The organism is Enterococcus sp. C63 (assembly GCF_040887215.1).
Lineage (GTDB): Bacteria > Bacillota > Bacilli > Lactobacillales > Enterococcaceae > Enterococcus_B > Enterococcus_B hirae.
In genome coordinates this window covers 41,847-55,848 of the sequence record NZ_JBFOFI010000002.1, presented here as the reverse complement: position 1 = coordinate 55,848, position 14,002 = coordinate 41,847, and the positions used below count along the sequence as shown (strand labels likewise).

Annotated in this window: 15 protein-coding genes; 3 read left to right on the top strand and 12 right to left on the bottom strand. The window is 39.8% G+C overall.

Translation table 11 applies throughout. The annotated features are described in order from the left end of the window. Positions 1–129 precede the first annotated feature (129 nt). Entirely contained in the window at positions 130–987 is an 858-nt protein-coding gene (locus tag AB3H90_RS02875) for a methyltransferase domain-containing protein (protein ID WP_368016146.1), read from the bottom strand. A gap of 140 nt (positions 988–1,127) precedes the next feature. Here AB3H90_RS02875 and AB3H90_RS02870 point away from each other — a divergent pair, with 140 nt between their 5' ends. Beyond that, positions 1,128–1,766, top strand: coding sequence for a copper homeostasis protein CutC (locus AB3H90_RS02870; protein WP_010720166.1), 639 nt, complete (start codon positions 1,128–1,130; stop codon positions 1,764–1,766). A gap of 103 nt (positions 1,767–1,869) precedes the next feature. On the opposite strand, the gene mgtE is transcribed toward AB3H90_RS02870, so the two are convergent. From mgtE to AB3H90_RS02850, 4 genes are read right to left on the bottom strand one after another with little or no spacing between them, the layout of a single operon-like run. Beyond that, the gene (mgtE, locus tag AB3H90_RS02865) at positions 1,870–3,231 is read right to left on the bottom strand and encodes a magnesium transporter (RefSeq protein WP_010720167.1); all 1,362 of its coding nucleotides are present in this window, start codon (positions 3,229–3,231) and stop codon (positions 1,870–1,872) included. A 17-nt stretch (positions 3,232–3,248) separates the two neighbouring features. Further along, a complete protein-coding gene (locus AB3H90_RS02860; RefSeq protein ID WP_010720168.1) occupies positions 3,249–4,148 on the bottom strand; it encodes an RluA family pseudouridine synthase in 900 nt (299 codons plus the stop codon). 1 nt (position 4,149) lies between these two features. Beyond that, positions 4,150–4,947 carry an NAD kinase gene (locus AB3H90_RS02855; protein WP_010720169.1) on the bottom strand — a complete coding sequence of 266 codons (798 nt, stop codon included), beginning with the start codon at positions 4,945–4,947 and terminating at the stop codon, positions 4,150–4,152. Then, a complete protein-coding gene (locus tag AB3H90_RS02850; RefSeq protein ID WP_010720170.1) occupies positions 4,925–5,626 on the bottom strand; it encodes a GTP pyrophosphokinase family protein in 702 nt (233 codons plus the stop codon). Before AB3H90_RS02850 ends, AB3H90_RS02855 begins: the two co-directional genes overlap by 23 nt. A gap of 130 nt (positions 5,627–5,756) precedes the next feature. On the opposite strand from AB3H90_RS02850, the gene AB3H90_RS02845 reads away from it, so the two are divergent. Together AB3H90_RS02845 and AB3H90_RS02840 are read left to right on the top strand one after the other, a co-directional pair. Next, positions 5,757–6,332: a CYTH domain-containing protein gene (locus tag AB3H90_RS02845; protein WP_025480558.1), complete on the top strand. Its 576-nt coding sequence runs from the start codon at positions 5,757–5,759 to the stop codon at positions 6,330–6,332. A 117-nt stretch (positions 6,333–6,449) separates the two neighbouring features. After that, positions 6,450–7,121 carry a ClpXP adapter SpxH family protein gene (locus tag AB3H90_RS02840; RefSeq protein ID WP_034699468.1) on the top strand — a complete coding sequence of 224 codons (672 nt, stop codon included), beginning with the start codon at positions 6,450–6,452 and terminating at the stop codon, positions 7,119–7,121. 285 nt (positions 7,122–7,406) lie between these two features. On the opposite strand, the gene AB3H90_RS02835 is transcribed toward AB3H90_RS02840, so the two are convergent. The 7 genes from AB3H90_RS02835 to aroB all read right to left on the bottom strand — a co-directional run bounded on the left by AB3H90_RS02835 (position 7,407) and on the right by aroB (position 13,991). After that, entirely contained in the window at positions 7,407–7,919 is a 513-nt protein-coding gene (locus tag AB3H90_RS02835; protein WP_368016145.1) for a type 1 glutamine amidotransferase domain-containing protein, read from the bottom strand. 116 nt (positions 7,920–8,035) lie between these two features. After that, complete coding sequence (gene pheA / locus AB3H90_RS02830; RefSeq protein WP_368016144.1) at positions 8,036–8,881, bottom strand: prephenate dehydratase; 846 nt, start codon at positions 8,879–8,881, stop codon at positions 8,036–8,038. Further along, on the bottom strand, positions 8,853–9,383 hold the full coding sequence (locus AB3H90_RS02825) for a shikimate kinase (protein ID WP_010720175.1): 531 nt from the start codon (positions 9,381–9,383) through the stop codon (positions 8,853–8,855). Before AB3H90_RS02825 ends, pheA begins: the two co-directional genes overlap by 29 nt. Further along, entirely contained in the window at positions 9,380–10,666 is a 1,287-nt protein-coding gene (gene aroA, locus AB3H90_RS02820) for a 3-phosphoshikimate 1-carboxyvinyltransferase (protein ID WP_034699459.1), read from the bottom strand. Before aroA ends, AB3H90_RS02825 begins: the two co-directional genes overlap by 4 nt. A 4-nt stretch (positions 10,667–10,670) precedes the next feature. Continuing rightward, positions 10,671–11,750, bottom strand: a complete 1,080-nt coding sequence (locus AB3H90_RS02815; protein ID WP_368016143.1) for a prephenate dehydrogenase — start codon at positions 11,748–11,750, stop codon at positions 10,671–10,673. A gap of 12 nt (positions 11,751–11,762) precedes the next feature. Continuing rightward, positions 11,763–12,926 carry a chorismate synthase gene (gene aroC / locus AB3H90_RS02810; RefSeq protein WP_368016142.1) on the bottom strand — a complete coding sequence of 388 codons (1,164 nt, stop codon included), beginning with the start codon at positions 12,924–12,926 and terminating at the stop codon, positions 11,763–11,765. Further along, positions 12,927–13,991 carry a 3-dehydroquinate synthase gene (gene aroB / locus AB3H90_RS02805; protein WP_010738524.1) on the bottom strand — a complete coding sequence of 355 codons (1,065 nt, stop codon included), beginning with the start codon at positions 13,989–13,991 and terminating at the stop codon, positions 12,927–12,929. Positions 13,992–14,002: the final 11 nt, after the last annotated feature.

Sequence of the window (14,002 nt, the reverse complement as noted above, 5' to 3'; positions counted from 1 at the left end):
GTTACGTTAGTGAAGCTCTTCTCACTAACTTTTATCAGAACAGGAACCTGATAAAAACCAATGAAAAAACAACTTGTCGTTACTATATCATGAACAAACTCTTTTTGCAACCTTTAGAAATGAATAATTTCATTGCAATCGTTTTCTCTTATTTCCTTTTAATAATTCTACGTCAATTGTAATCTTTTTCAAAGGATTCTGGTACACACGCTCTTTGACGTCTTGACTGACTTGCCATTCGAGCGGAGACATTGCTAACAAATCTTGCCGATTTTTTTCTGGGATATCAAATTCGTAGGTAACACGTTGACGTTCAGTCAATTCTAAGGACTCCGCAAACTTAGCCACCACCCGTTCATTTGAATACTGTTGTTTCTCAGGCTGATCTGGATAAAACGCTTGGCGTAATTCTTTTAAATAATCTTGTTGCGGAACGATTTTCAAGACTTCCCCCTCATCGGTTAGCACACGTTGAAATTCTTTATAATGAGAAGGCGAAAAAATATTCAAAATCGTAGTAAATGTTTGGTCTTCAAAAGGAAGATTGGTTAAATCTGCTACACACCAAAACGCCTCGACCGGCTGAGCAGTAGCCGCATAAACACCTTCTTTAGAAAGATCAAAACCTACGGCCTTTTTCAATGGTTGCAGTCGTGCTAATTCATTTAAAAAGCTTCCTTCGCCACAGCCAACATCTAAGACCTCTGATCCCTGCGATACTTGTTGTGCTAACAAGTCGATCACTGGCTGATACATCCCGGCTTGGATCATTCTACGTCTGGGATCAAACATACTCTGATCATATTCCGTTTTTACCCCATGAGATAAAAAGTAAAGCGTGCCTTTTTTGGATAAGTCGAAGCGATGGTTCTGATGACAAACCAAACCGTTCTCAGTGACTGCTACTCCAGCATGGCAAAGTGGGCATCGGAACAACTGTTGATTTCCCTTTAAAAATTGGCGACCTTGATCAATTTTTTTTAACATTTTTTTTGCTCATTTCTTGTTTTAATCGTTGAATATTGCTTTATTCCCTTTTCATCTTACCGTTAGAAGAAAACTTTAGCAACTACAAAAAATATGGTACAATTTTAGAAGAAGAAGGCGAATGATAAAGGAGCAGGCAAATGATCAAAGAATTTTGTGCAGAAAATTATACTTCCATTCCTCTAGCAATTGCTAAGGGAGCGAACCGGATCGAATTATGCGATAACTTAGCTGCTGGCGGAACCACACCTAGCACCGGAGTAATCGAAGAAGTTTTAAGCTATGCCAATGAAAAAGAAGTACCTGTAATGACAATTATCCGACCACGAGGTGGCGATTTTGTCTATAATGATATTGAATTAAAGATCATGCATACTGATTTAATCGAAGCGAAGAAATTAGGTACAGATGGCGTAGTTATAGGCTGTTTGACTCCTTCAAATTGGATTGATGAAGAGGCAATGGAATTATTGATCGAAACCTCAGAAGGTCTACAAATCACGTTCCACATGGCTTTTGATTGTATCCCGCAGGAACGGCAATTTGAAGCGATTGATTGGCTGGTTGAACACGGTGTAGACCGTATTTTAACTCATGGTGGAGATGCGAACGCACCAATTGAAGCCAATTTTGACCATTTAAAAAAATTGATTGCTTATGCTGACGGACGTCTGATCATCTTACCTGGTGGCAAGATCGATTACAAAAATGCAGAACATGTTGCCAAAGAACTAGGCGTGAATGAAGTTCATGGAACAAAAATCGTTTCATTCGACTAAATTTTTTTAGTAATAATAAAAACGTAAGAAGCAAGTTGATTACTTTGCTCCTTACGTTTTTTATTTTTATCACAGACTTGTTGCACCATCTCAAAAGGAATGGCTACATAAAATACCCCATAAACAATGAAGCGATGTTGAAATAGATCAAGACACTAGTCAAATCACTCAAGGTGGTAATAAAAGGACCACTAGCCACGGCAGGATCAAATCCTAAGCGATCCATCAACATCGGAATCAAGCTTCCTGCCAAGTTGGCTACAGTAATCGCAAATAACATGGCAATCCCAATCACAAAGCCTAAAATAAAGTTATGCTTCCAAATTCCTACAATCAAAAAGATCGTCAAGCCAGTGATTGCCCCTGTCACAAGTCCTGTGAGTACTTCAGCTAGAATCAAACGGACAAAACCAGCATCTTTGTCGTCAGAAACAGCCAAACGGCGAACTGCAACCGCCAATGATTGGGTGCCAGCATTCCCCGCAGTTCCGGTGATCAACGAAATGAAGACGGCTAAAATACTTGCTTCACTCACCAGTTCTTCGTAATGGCTGATCAACGAAGCCGTAGACATCCCTAAAAATAATAAGGTGATCAACCAAGGAAGACGTCTAGCAGCTGACTTCACGGGATTTTCATTGATTTCCTCAACATTGACCCCTGCCAAACCAGAATAATCACTTGCAGCCTCATCATCAATAACATCAATAATATCATCAACTGTTACGATCCCCAGTAGATGGTCATCGTAATCTGTTACGGGTAATGCTAGAAAGTCATAATCACGAAAGGTTTGCGCGACATCTTCTTGGTCATCCCCCACATGGACGGATAACACACGTTCGCTCATCAAGTCAGAGATCATTGCATCATCATCATTAACGATCAAATCCCGTAATGAAATAACTCCAACCAATTGCTCTTCTTGATTGACGACATAGATATAGTAAATGGTTTCAGCTACATCTGCTTCGTTTTTTAAGACATACATCGCAGAACGAACCGTTTGATTCGCCACGATCGAAACAAATTCTGTCGTCATGATTGCGCCAGCTGTTTCATCTTCATAGTGTAATAACTCTTTGATTTCACTAGCATCGTCAGTAGTCATTAAACTTAAATATTTAGCGACTTGTTTTTTATCTAAGGTATTTAGCAAATCTACCGCATTATCGGTATACATCTCTGAAAGCATTTCTGCAGCATAACTCGGACGCATTTCAGCTAAATACTCTTTCATATATTCATTGTCTTCTTCAATCACATCAAACATATCTGCCAATTCTTTAGGAGATAAGTAGGAATAGATCAGTTGACGATCCTCTTCGTTCAGAGATTGATAGAATTGCCCCTGCTCGTAAATATGCATTTCCAGGAAACTATTTCTAAATTCCTGTAGGTTATTTTCTCTTAAATCCTGTAGTAACTGGGCAAATCGTTCCTCTAGTTCTTGATTTTCATCCAACTCTATCTCACCTCACCCTAACTTTCAAAATGCTGGAGAACAGTCGCCATATCTTTAGCCAAAGGCTGTTTAAATTCCAATCGTTCCTGTGTAAAAGGATGATCAAAACGCAGGTCGTAACAATGTAAAGCTTGTCTTGCTATTCCAAGATCCATACGCCCACCATACATTTCATCTCCTAATAGCGCACAGCCAATTTCTGAAAAATGAACTCTGATTTGATGGGTTCTCCCCGTATGCAGTTGGATATCTACCAAAGCAACCTCTGCGGTGTTTTTCGTTAACCAATATTCGGTTTGTGCGCTTCGTCCAGCTGTCGAAACCATCCGTTTCAGTAAAGAAGATTGGTCTCTCGCAATTGGAAGGTCAATCCAGCCGTGGGGTGCCAATTTAGTTATTTCGCCACTCACAAGTGCTTGGTATTTCTTCACAAATCGTTTTTCTCGAAGCTGTACATCTAACTTTGCATGAGCAAAGCCATGTTTGGCAAACAACATCAACCCAGAAGTATCCCGATCTAGTCTTGTCACCACATGAATGACTTGATTTTCGTAACCTTGTCGTTTGTAATAAGCTTTTACTCGATTAGCCATCGTATAGTTTGGATGATATTGTGCTGGAATCGAAGAGACGCCAGCTGGTTTATTCACAACTAAAAGATGTTCATCTTCGTAAACGATCTCGATCGGTGTTTCATCTAAAAGCACCGTTTCATGTTCGCCTTCTGCTGGAATGACAATCGTTACCTTATCATTGTACGATAGAGAAAACAAGACATTTTCAGTTTGACCATTTACTTTGATCTCGCCACCTTGAAATTTGATTTTCGCTAACAAACCTTTAGAAATTCCTTTTTCTTTTAAAAAATATTTTATCTGCTGCGGATGATTTTTTTCATACGTCCACACAAATTCCATGTTATCCCTCACCAATAAAGGAATCTTTTACACGATGCCAAAAATGCATATGGCGATAAGAAGCAAAATGAATTCGCTCTTTTGCAATGCGATAATAGATGGAACGAATATTCGATTCCTTAATATCCAATTGGTCGACTGTAACAAGATAATCCTCTGTATTTTCTAATTTGATTTCCAGCCATTCGTCTTGTGCGATGACCATAGGCGAACCGAGTGTACGAAAGACTCGATTATTTAATGAAGCAATTTCAGTTAACTGAAAGGCATTGATACTCGGATGAATAACTGCCCCGCCGATACTTTTATTATAAGCGGTTGAACCTGTTGGCGTAGACACAGCCAATCCGTCCCCTCTGAAACTTTCAAACAATTCATTTTTGATATATACATCGGCAACCATCGTCCGATTTGATCGTTTAATCGTGGATTCATTCAAAGCCAAGAAATGTTTTGCCGGCTTATCATCTAAATAACTGATCTTTATATCGAGCAAAGGATAACTTACACTTTGTTCTTGATTGGTCTGTAAGCTATTGACTAATTCTTCCAATTCATAGTCACGCCAATCCGTATAAAAACCTAAGTGCCCTGTATGGACCCCTAAAAAACGAACTTCATTTAATAGATGGCTATACTTGTGAAAAGCGGACAATAACGTCCCATCACCACCTACAGAAATCACTAAATCGGGGCGTTGTCCGTCGATTTGAATAGCCGATTGTGTCAAAAGAGCTTTCAATCGTTCGGTAACTTCAATTGTTTTCGCTTCTTGGTTATGAACGATCGCTACTTTCATCCGTGACCTCCTCTTTTTTCTCTCTATTTAATACGGTACGATAGTAAACGTCATCTCGTTTTCCTCTTCCATGGGAAAATAGACGTTGAGCTTCTTGGATTTCTTCCCGAATATTGGACATTTCTTCGTCCAATTGATAAGCCGCTTCTGCCGCACGTTGGAGTCTTTCACTCATTTCTTCAGGAAACACGCCTTGATATTTATAGTTCAATGAGTGTTCGATTGTCGCCCAAAAGTTCATAGCTAACGTCCGGATTTGAATTTCAGCTAAAATTTTCTTTTCGCCACTGATCAACTGAACAGGATACTCAATCACTAAATGATACGAACGATACCCACTGGCTTTTTTATTTGTAATATAATCTCTTTCTTGAATCACTTTCATATCTTTTCTTTTACGAATGATATCTACTACTTGGTGGATATCTTCTACAAACTGACACATGATTCGTAATCCAGCAATATCAGACATTTCTTCTTCTAAACGGCTCATCGGAATATGACGCAGCTGTGATTTTGTCACAATGCTATCGACTGGTTTGACTCGTCCAGTAACAAACTCAATCGGAACATGTCGATTTTGTTCTCTGAATTGCTTACGGATCCCGCGTAACTTTACTTTTAATTCTGATACTGTTTGTTCATACGGTGCTAAAAACTCTTCCCAATCTCGTTCCATCGCTGATCCCTCTACTTCGTTAACATTCTTTTCTATTTTAACATATAAATGAAGTTTTTTTGTACCTCTCGGCTTTTTGTATTGACCAAAAAGGAAAAATTAGGCAGAATGAATGAAAGGGGCGATCATTATGTCTGAAATGTTAGAAATTGAATACAAGTCCATGCTGACGCAACAAGAATATAGTCAATTGATCCAGTATTATCAACTAAAACCAGAAGATTTTACGGTTCAAACGAATATCTATTTTGATACACCAGATGGACAGCTAGCACAAAAAAATTGTGGATTACGCATCCGATTACTTGAAGATCGGGCAGAATATACACTAAAAACACCTGCAAAAGAAGGAAAACTTGAAACCACTGATACTTTAAGCAAAGAGGAAGCACTCTCTTTCATTGAGCAACGTCAATTGCCACGTCAGGGTGCTGTTTTTCAAAAATTGTTAGAATTGGCTGTTCCTTCGGATGAATTGGGCAAAATTGGAGACATTACTACCAAACGTGCGGAATTTCACATTGAGGAAGGTCTTTTAGCGATTGATGAAAGTTTTGGAGAACAATTACATGATTTTGAACTGGAGTTAGAAGTATCTGATGCTACTCTTGGTAAATCTGCCTTTTTAGCGTTTTTGGAAAGACATTCTTTCCCTTATCGACCAGCTAAAAATAAAATTCAACGGATGCTAGCAGCGAAAAATTAAAGTTCTATCATTTTCACAAGGCACTTGAGTTCATTTTTTATCATTTTTCTGTTAAGTTATACGTTGTGAATAAAAGAATTCACGAGTTGTATAGAATCTATTTTGGGGGAGATTCATATGATCGAAATTTATTTATTTGTTAATCCTTTGGGGAAACATTGTTTTACACTAGAACAACAGTTATTACAATTTATTGAAGAAGAGTACGGAAAAACATCCAAAGAAAAGATGCAATTTCGTTTTCTGCCTTTAGTTAATTTGCAGACAATTGGGGATGTCATGCAACGTAACGGAATTTCTCAAAACGACCTCGTTACGCGTAACCACTTATTTTCAACTACCTATTCTGCTGCGTTAGACTGTAAAGCGGCACAGTTCCAAGGTAAGAAAAAAGGACGTCAATTTTTGATCAAAATGCAAGAAGCTGTAGGTTGTAATAAAGTACCGTATTCTCCAGAACTTGCTGAATCACTTTTTGCAGAAGTCGGCGGCGATATCGAGATGTTCAAAGAAGATCGTCAATCCGAGTTTGTTAAAGAAGTTTTTTTCTCTGATCAAAAAATTGCTCGAGAAATGGGCATCACCAAACATCCTTCTGCTGTAGTGTATAACTACTCCTGTGAACAAGACTTTGGTGTCTTAATTGAAGGCACAAATACAGTCCGAAAAATAAAAGAACTTTGTAAGACTAAAAATGATTCTTATCAAATTTTTGATGGTGAACATTTACATACAAATGATTCTCGCTTACAACCAGGAAGTAGCCATTTATATTTACTCTCTAACTAATCATGTCAAGAACCATTCGTTTCACTAACTAACCGTTTTTCAAGTACTTAGATCGCTAAGTATTCGAAAAACGGTTATTTGGTGCTTGTAGAAAAATATGGGAATCTTTACCAACATGGACTAATAGCACATCGTCTGAGGTTGAGATAAAAGTGTGTAGCATCAAGAAATAAGAAAGAGTTTTTCGAAAAACGACAAAAAGCAATCGCATCCTTCAGAAAATAGCTGATGCCATTTTCGACCGATACGACTGCTTTTTTAATGTTTAGGACTAAACTTTTCAAATTAGCTTCCTAGTGCTTCAACGATTGCTTCGTTAAATGCTGGAATATCATCAGGATTTCGGCTAGTAATCAAGCCTCGATCAATTACCACTGGCTCATCCTTCACGACGGCACCGGCATATTCGATATCTGGACGTACCGTATCATAAGCTGTCATTGTCCGTCCTTCAGTTAAACCTGTTTGAATAAATAATTGTGGACCGTGACAAATTGCAAATAACGGTTGATCATTTTTTAAAAAGTAAGAAACAAAATCAACGAATCGTTGATCTGCTCGTAATTGATCCGGTGAAAATCCCCCTGGTATCAATAGCGCATCGAAGTCTTCAGGAGAAACATCTGCAATACTTTGTTCGACTGTGAATTCTGCGCCTTTTTTTCCTTTGATTGCTTGATTTCCTTCAAACCCAATCAAAGTCACTGTATGTCCAGCTTTTTCTAGTGCTTCTTTCGGTGACGTTAGTTCCACATCTTCAACTAAATCTGTAACGATTGCTGCAACTTTTTTTGCCATTTGTTCTCTTCCTTTCTTATCGCTTAATTCAAGCCTAAAGGAATTTATTCAAGTGTGCAAATCATCTGTTTGGACTAAAGATCGGTTTTTGTCTCCGTCCATCTTGTTTCTTTTAGTCATTCATCGATGTGATAAACCGGATAACAACCAACCAAATGCGTAGGATAGCCTTGCTCTTTTAGCACTTCAATCAGCTCATTCACCTTGTCGATCTTGTCATCGATAGCAACATCGATAACAAAAAAGTATTCGCCTAACCGCGTTTTTTGTGGGCGTGATTCGATTTTTGTTAAATTCACTTGATTATTAGCAAAGACCGAAAGAACTTGATAAAGCGCCCCTGGTTTATTTTCTGGCAAATCCACAAAGAATGTCGCTTTATGACTGTTTTTTTGTAATTTTGCATCAACAGGCGCGGCACTTAGAACCCAAAAACGGGTCTCATTAGTTGCAATGGACTGGATATCTGATTGCACGATGGTCAACCCAAATTCGTTTGCAGCTTCTTTGGAGCCGATCGCACCTAGACATTCTTCTGGATGGGTTGCTACTTGCTGGGCTCCTTGGGCAGTGGAACCTACTTGTTCAATCTCGACCTTTGGAAAATTTGCCCGTAGAAAAAGTTGTGATTGGGCTAATGCTTGCGGATGACTACAAATCTTTGTGATATTTCGCCAGTTGGCTCGTTGGGTCGGATGGACCATCAATTGTTGTCGGATAGGCAGAACGATTTCTCCTTGAATAGAAGGTAATGTCTCATACACATGATCAAGTGTTGGCAAAACAGAACCTTCAATCGTATTTTCGATCGGCACCATTGCATAAGTAATCTCTTTTTCTAATTGTGCATCGATCAAATCAATCAAGGAATCATAAGAAAGAAAAGTACCTTGTTTGAAATAACGTGTGGCTGCACTATAAGTAAAGAAACCTTTAGGACCTAGATACCCAATTTTCATCATTATTTTCTACCCACTTTATGATTTCTGTGATAATTTCGTCTGGCGATTTCTTAGACGTATCTATCGTGATTTTTGCTAAACTTTTGTATATTTTTTCCCGTTCCCACATGATCTCACGTAGTTTTGTGTCACTATTCTTTAACGCTAACGGTCGAATATTTGTTTGATCTTGTCGTATCCGTTCGATCAAGATATCGGCTTCTCCTTTTAAATAAATGACTTGTTGCTGTTTTAATAGTTCCTGATTTTCTTTCTGTAAGACAACCCCGCCACCAGTAGCGATCACTGCCTTTTTTTGTAAAATTGTTTTTAAAAGAGCGGTTTCGTGGTCGCGAAACGCGGCTTCTCCGAAGGTAGCAAAGTATTGCTCAATGGAACAGCCTAATTGTTGAACTAAATAGTCATCCATATCGATGACTGGTTGATCCAATCGAGCCGCTAATTTTTTACTGATCGTCGTCTTACCAGCGCCCATAAAACCGATCAATACAAGTGACGTCATGATGGGTCCTCCTGAACCAATTTGGCTAGATCCGTAAAAAATTCAGGATATGAAATATTGACTGCTTCAGGATTGAGTAATTCGACAGGTTCTGCGGTTAGTAAAGCGGCGATTTGTAACATCATCCCAATTCGATGGTCCCCATGGCTATCCACTGTCGCTCCATGTAAAGGTGTTGGTCCGTGAATAATCAAACCATCTTCTGTCGGTTCAATGTTCGCACCCATTTTCGTTAATTCTTCCGCAGTTGCATCAATCCGATTTGTTTCTTTGACTTTTAATTCCTGAGCATCACGAATGATGGTTGTGCCTGTTGCTTGAGTAGCAGCTAATGCAATGATCGGTAACTCATCAATCAAGCGTGGGATGATTTCTCCTTGGATCTCACAAGCATGGAGTTGCGCAGAACGGACAATCAAATCTGCTGCTTGATTTTGCTCATCCAACTGTCTTTCTTCAATATTAGCACCCATTTGCATCAGCACATCGAGAATCCCTGTCCGTGTCGGATTGATTCCTACTTGTTTTAAGAGGACTTCACTGTTTGCTAAAATACTTGCTGCGACGAGATAAAACGCAGCCGAAGAAATATCCCCTGGGACAGTGACTTCTTGTCCGATCAACTGCTGTGGTCCAGTGACTATAATTTCTTTTCCTTCCACTTGGATCTTCCCACCGAATTGTTTGATCATCTCTTCGGTATGGTTCCTTGACTGTTCTTTCTCGATGATTTTAGTGGTCCCTTCGGCTTGTAAAGCTGCAAAAAGGATAGCAGACTTCACTTGCGCACTAGCAATGGGCATGTGATACTCGATCCCGTGCAATGTATTTCCAGTTACTTTTAGTGGAGGAAATTCAGCTTCGGCCGTTCCTTGTAAATCAGCACCCATCTCACGCAATGGCTTCATCACACGTTCCATCGGACGGCGATTCAAAGAAGCATCCCCTGCAATCTCAGAAGTAAATGGACAGCCTGCTAAAATTCCTAATACTAAGCGCATCGTTGTGCCAGAATTTCCTGCATCTAGCCTAGAAGATGGTGCTGTTAATCCTTCAAATCCTTTTCCTTCAATCATGATTTGTTCATTTTTTTCGGTAATACGTACCCCTAATTGCTTAAAAACTGCAATCGTACTTAAACAATCTTCAGCTTTTAAAAAATTGTTGACGATCGTAGTTCCTTTGCTGATCGCACCAAACATGATGCTGCGATGGGAAATCGATTTATCAGCAGGAATCACTAATTCTCCATTGATCCCATTTTTAGCTGTCAATAGTTTCATGACTTCAACTCCTTATCCAACAATGAAATTTTTCGGCTTCGATCAGCTTCTGTCCTTTAAGTAAATCCGCTTGATTTTTAAAAGACAACTCTAACACACCAAAAATATCTTCTCTTGTTTCTTGGATGCTCAAATTAATAATGGAAAGATTTGCCTGACTTAGTACGTTAGTAACTTTTGCGACTGCACCAGCGATATCGGGAATATCGACATATAAATCATAAAAAGCTGGAATCGCTCCTTGTTTTTTCCGGGGCAACTGATCCCGTGTTTGTTTTGCCTGCACAAAGAACTCTTGAATTGCCGATTGATTTTGATCAATCAGTTCCTGTTTTAACGTTTCCATTGCGCCTTGCCAGTCTTCCATCAACTGAATCATTATTTCTTGGTTCGTCATTAAAATATCCGTCCACATTTGGGGATCTGATGAAGCAATCCGTGTAATATCTCGGAATCCGCCAGCGGCTAATTGTGAGGCACGTGGATATTTTTGATTCAGCTGCTCACTGATTTGTACTAATCCTGAAGCGACAATATGTGGCAAATGACTTAGCACCCCAACGATCTCATCGTGATCTTTGGCAGTTAAGCGAACAAACTTTGCTCGAGTAGGACGTAGTAAAGCGATCAGTTCTTCTGTACGTTCACTTTGACAGTCATCCGTTACGATATAATACGCTTCTTCAAATAAATACGGATTGCCTGCTTTTACTCCTGATTTATGTGAACCAGCCATCGGATGCCCACCAATAAAATCAAATGGGAGTTGCTTCGCTAGCGCCATTATCGTCGCTTTCGTACTTCCGGTATCACTTACTAATACTGTTTCTTTCAAGGGAAGTGTCGCCAAACAGTTGAGATACTCCAAGCTAACTTGAACTGGAACGGCAAGGATAATCACATCCATTTGACTAGCTGCCTCGATCCCTGTGACAACCTGATCGACTAACTGTGTTTTTTCCGCTATTTCTCTTGTTTCTTCTGAATGATCCCAGCCATAAAGGGTAATTGCTGACCCTTTGATCGCTCTGCATAAGGAAGCGCCAATCAGACCCAATCCTATGACAAACACCTTTTTTTTCATCGCTACCTCCGATTAGAATTCTTTGGTCATTTGGCGGTGATTTGCAACGGCTTTTTTTAATTCTTGCATATTATCTGCTGGAAAATGCTCAAGTATCTCGCGAACAAGAGTGGTCGCAATCACATGCTCTGCGACGACTGAAGCTGCTGGAACTGCCGTACTATCGGAACGTTCCACACTAGCTTTATAAGGTTCTTTAGTATCGATGTTCACGCTCATGAGAGGTTTATATAAAGTAGGAATTGGTTTCATCACGCCCCGAACAATAATCTGTTCTCCGTTGGTCATTCCACCTTCAAAGCCACCTAAATGATTACTTGCTCGGTGATAGCCGCTTTCGTCCCAAGTGATTTCATCCATCACCTGTGATCCTGGTAACGAAGCAGCTTCAAACCCAATTCCAAATTCGACTCCCTTAAAAGCATTGATGCTTAACATCGCTTGAGCTAACTTACCGTCTAATTTTTTATCCCACTGTACATAGCTCCCTAACCCTGCTGGCACATTTTCGACCCGAACTTCCACTACACCTCCCAAAGTGTCTCCTGCTTTTTTAGTAGCATCGATCAAGGCTTTTACTTCCTCTTCAATCATTAGATCTACCATGTTCACTTCGGAGATAGTCGTCTTTTCTTTGATTTCTGTCACGGTCAAATTCTCTGGCACATTCGCTTTGATTCCTCCAAGGATCGCTACATGACTAGCAATCTCTATATCTAAAGCAGCTAAAATCTGTTTTGCTAGTGCCCCGATTGCTACTCGCATCGTCGTTTCTCTTGCGGAAGAACGCTCTAATACATTTCTAAGATCATGGTGTTGATACTTCATACCACCAACTAAATCGGCATGACCTGGTCTTGGTTTAGCCACTCGTCGTAGATTTTCTTCTTTTTCAGAAACTGGAGTAACTGACATCACCGTTTGCCAGTTCTTCCAATCTTTGTTCGTGACAGTCATTGTGATCGGTGAGCCTAATGTTTTGCCGTGATGAATACCCGACGTGATTGTCACTTGATCTTTTTCAATCTTCATGCGCCCACCTCGACCATAACCACCTTGTCGTCTAGCTAATTCTTGATTGATTGCCTCAATCGATAAGGTTAAGCCTGCTGGAACTCCTTCAATAATCGCTGTCAAATTAGGCCCATGTGATTCTCCTGCTGTTAAGTAACGCATTTACTCACCTTCTTCTAAATAATTTTTGATTGCTTCAATTGGGATCGATTGGATTTTTGCCTGACCGATTTTTTCTAATAAAATAATTTTCAACTGTTTTCCCCGGGCTTTTTTATCATGAGTGATCGCCTGGAACAACGCCTGTTCATCCCATGGTTCGTAAGAAATGGGCAACTGATACTTTTGGATCATCTTGATAAGTTGTTGCGTCGTTCCTTCAGGTGTTTCTTTCCTTTTTTCAGCATTCCGACTGATTTGTACCATGCCGATCGCCACTGCTTCTCCATGACTAATCTGTCCATATCCTGCTGTTTGCTCGATAGCGTGTCCGATCGTGTGACCAAAGTTGAGGAACAAACGACTGCCTTGATCAAATTGATCTTCTTCTACTACTTCTTTTTTTACACGTAAAGCTTTTTCAATCACTAGCTCGCTATGTGCTACTAAATCAGCTACATCAATAAAACGAGCTAACTCTCTCCAAAGACTTTCATCCTTGATCGCACCACACTTGATGATTTCTGCAATTCCTTCTTGGATCCTTTTTACTGGTAATGTCGTCAGCGTTTCTGGATCAATCAACACACCGTCTGGCTGTGCAAATGTGCCAATCATATTTTTGGCGTTTGGTGCATTGACTGCTGTTTTGCCACCTATGCTTGAGTCTACTTGTGCCAATAAGGAGGTAGGAATCTGTACAAAAGAAATTCCTCTCATGTAAGTTGATGCCACAAAACCAGCTAAATCGCCTACAACACCGCCACCTAGAGCAATAATGCCATCACTTCTCGTCAATTGTTCAGTGGCTAGAAAATCATATAATTTAGCAGCCATCGACAGTGATTTACTTTCTTCGCCAGCCGGAATAACATAATTCACAACCTCATACCGATCGGCTAATTGTTGTTGTATCTTTTGACCATAAAGCGGAAAGACATTTTCATCACTAATGATCGCAATTTTCTTTTCTTGCCATAAACCGGAAAGCCAATCTGCGACTTGATCTAGTGCGTTTCGCTGGATGATGATCTCATAGCTTTTTTCGGGTAAGACAACTTCTAACATCCGTGTTTCTC

Excerpts from the sequence above, each read along its gene's own strand:
- AB3H90_RS02875 (WP_368016146.1), bottom strand. The coding sequence starts at position 987 with ATGTTAAAAAAAATTGATCAAGGTCGCCAATTTTTAAAGGGAAATCAA.
- AB3H90_RS02870 (WP_010720166.1), top strand. The coding sequence starts at position 1,128 with ATGATCAAAGAATTTTGTGCAGAAAATTATACTTCCATTCCTCTAGCA.
- AB3H90_RS02860 (WP_010720168.1), bottom strand. The coding sequence starts at position 4,148 with ATGGAATTTGTGTGGACGTATGAAAAAAATCATCCGCAGCAGATAAAA.
- AB3H90_RS02855 (WP_010720169.1), bottom strand. The coding sequence starts at position 4,947 with ATGAAAGTAGCGATCGTTCATAACCAAGAAGCGAAAACAATTGAAGTT.
- AB3H90_RS02850 (WP_010720170.1), bottom strand. The coding sequence starts at position 5,626 with ATGGAACGAGATTGGGAAGAGTTTTTAGCACCGTATGAACAAACAGTA.
- AB3H90_RS02845 (WP_025480558.1), top strand. The coding sequence starts at position 5,757 with ATGTCTGAAATGTTAGAAATTGAATACAAGTCCATGCTGACGCAACAA.
- AB3H90_RS02840 (WP_034699468.1), top strand. The coding sequence starts at position 6,450 with ATGATCGAAATTTATTTATTTGTTAATCCTTTGGGGAAACATTGTTTT.
- AB3H90_RS02835 (WP_368016145.1), bottom strand. The coding sequence starts at position 7,919 with ATGGCAAAAAAAGTTGCAGCAATCGTTACAGATTTAGTTGAAGATGTG.
- pheA (WP_368016144.1), bottom strand. The coding sequence starts at position 8,881 with ATGATGAAAATTGGGTATCTAGGTCCTAAAGGTTTCTTTACTTATAGT.
- AB3H90_RS02825 (WP_010720175.1), bottom strand. The coding sequence starts at position 9,383 with ATGACGTCACTTGTATTGATCGGTTTTATGGGCGCTGGTAAGACGACG.
- aroA (WP_034699459.1), bottom strand. The coding sequence starts at position 10,666 with ATGAAACTATTGACAGCTAAAAATGGGATCAATGGAGAATTAGTGATT.
- AB3H90_RS02815 (WP_368016143.1), bottom strand. The coding sequence starts at position 11,750 with ATGAAAAAAAAGGTGTTTGTCATAGGATTGGGTCTGATTGGCGCTTCC.
- aroC (WP_368016142.1), bottom strand. The coding sequence starts at position 12,926 with ATGCGTTACTTAACAGCAGGAGAATCACATGGGCCTAATTTGACAGCG.
- aroB (WP_010738524.1), bottom strand. The coding sequence starts at position 13,991 with ATGTTAGAAGTTGTCTTACCCGAAAAAAGCTATGAGATCATCATCCAG.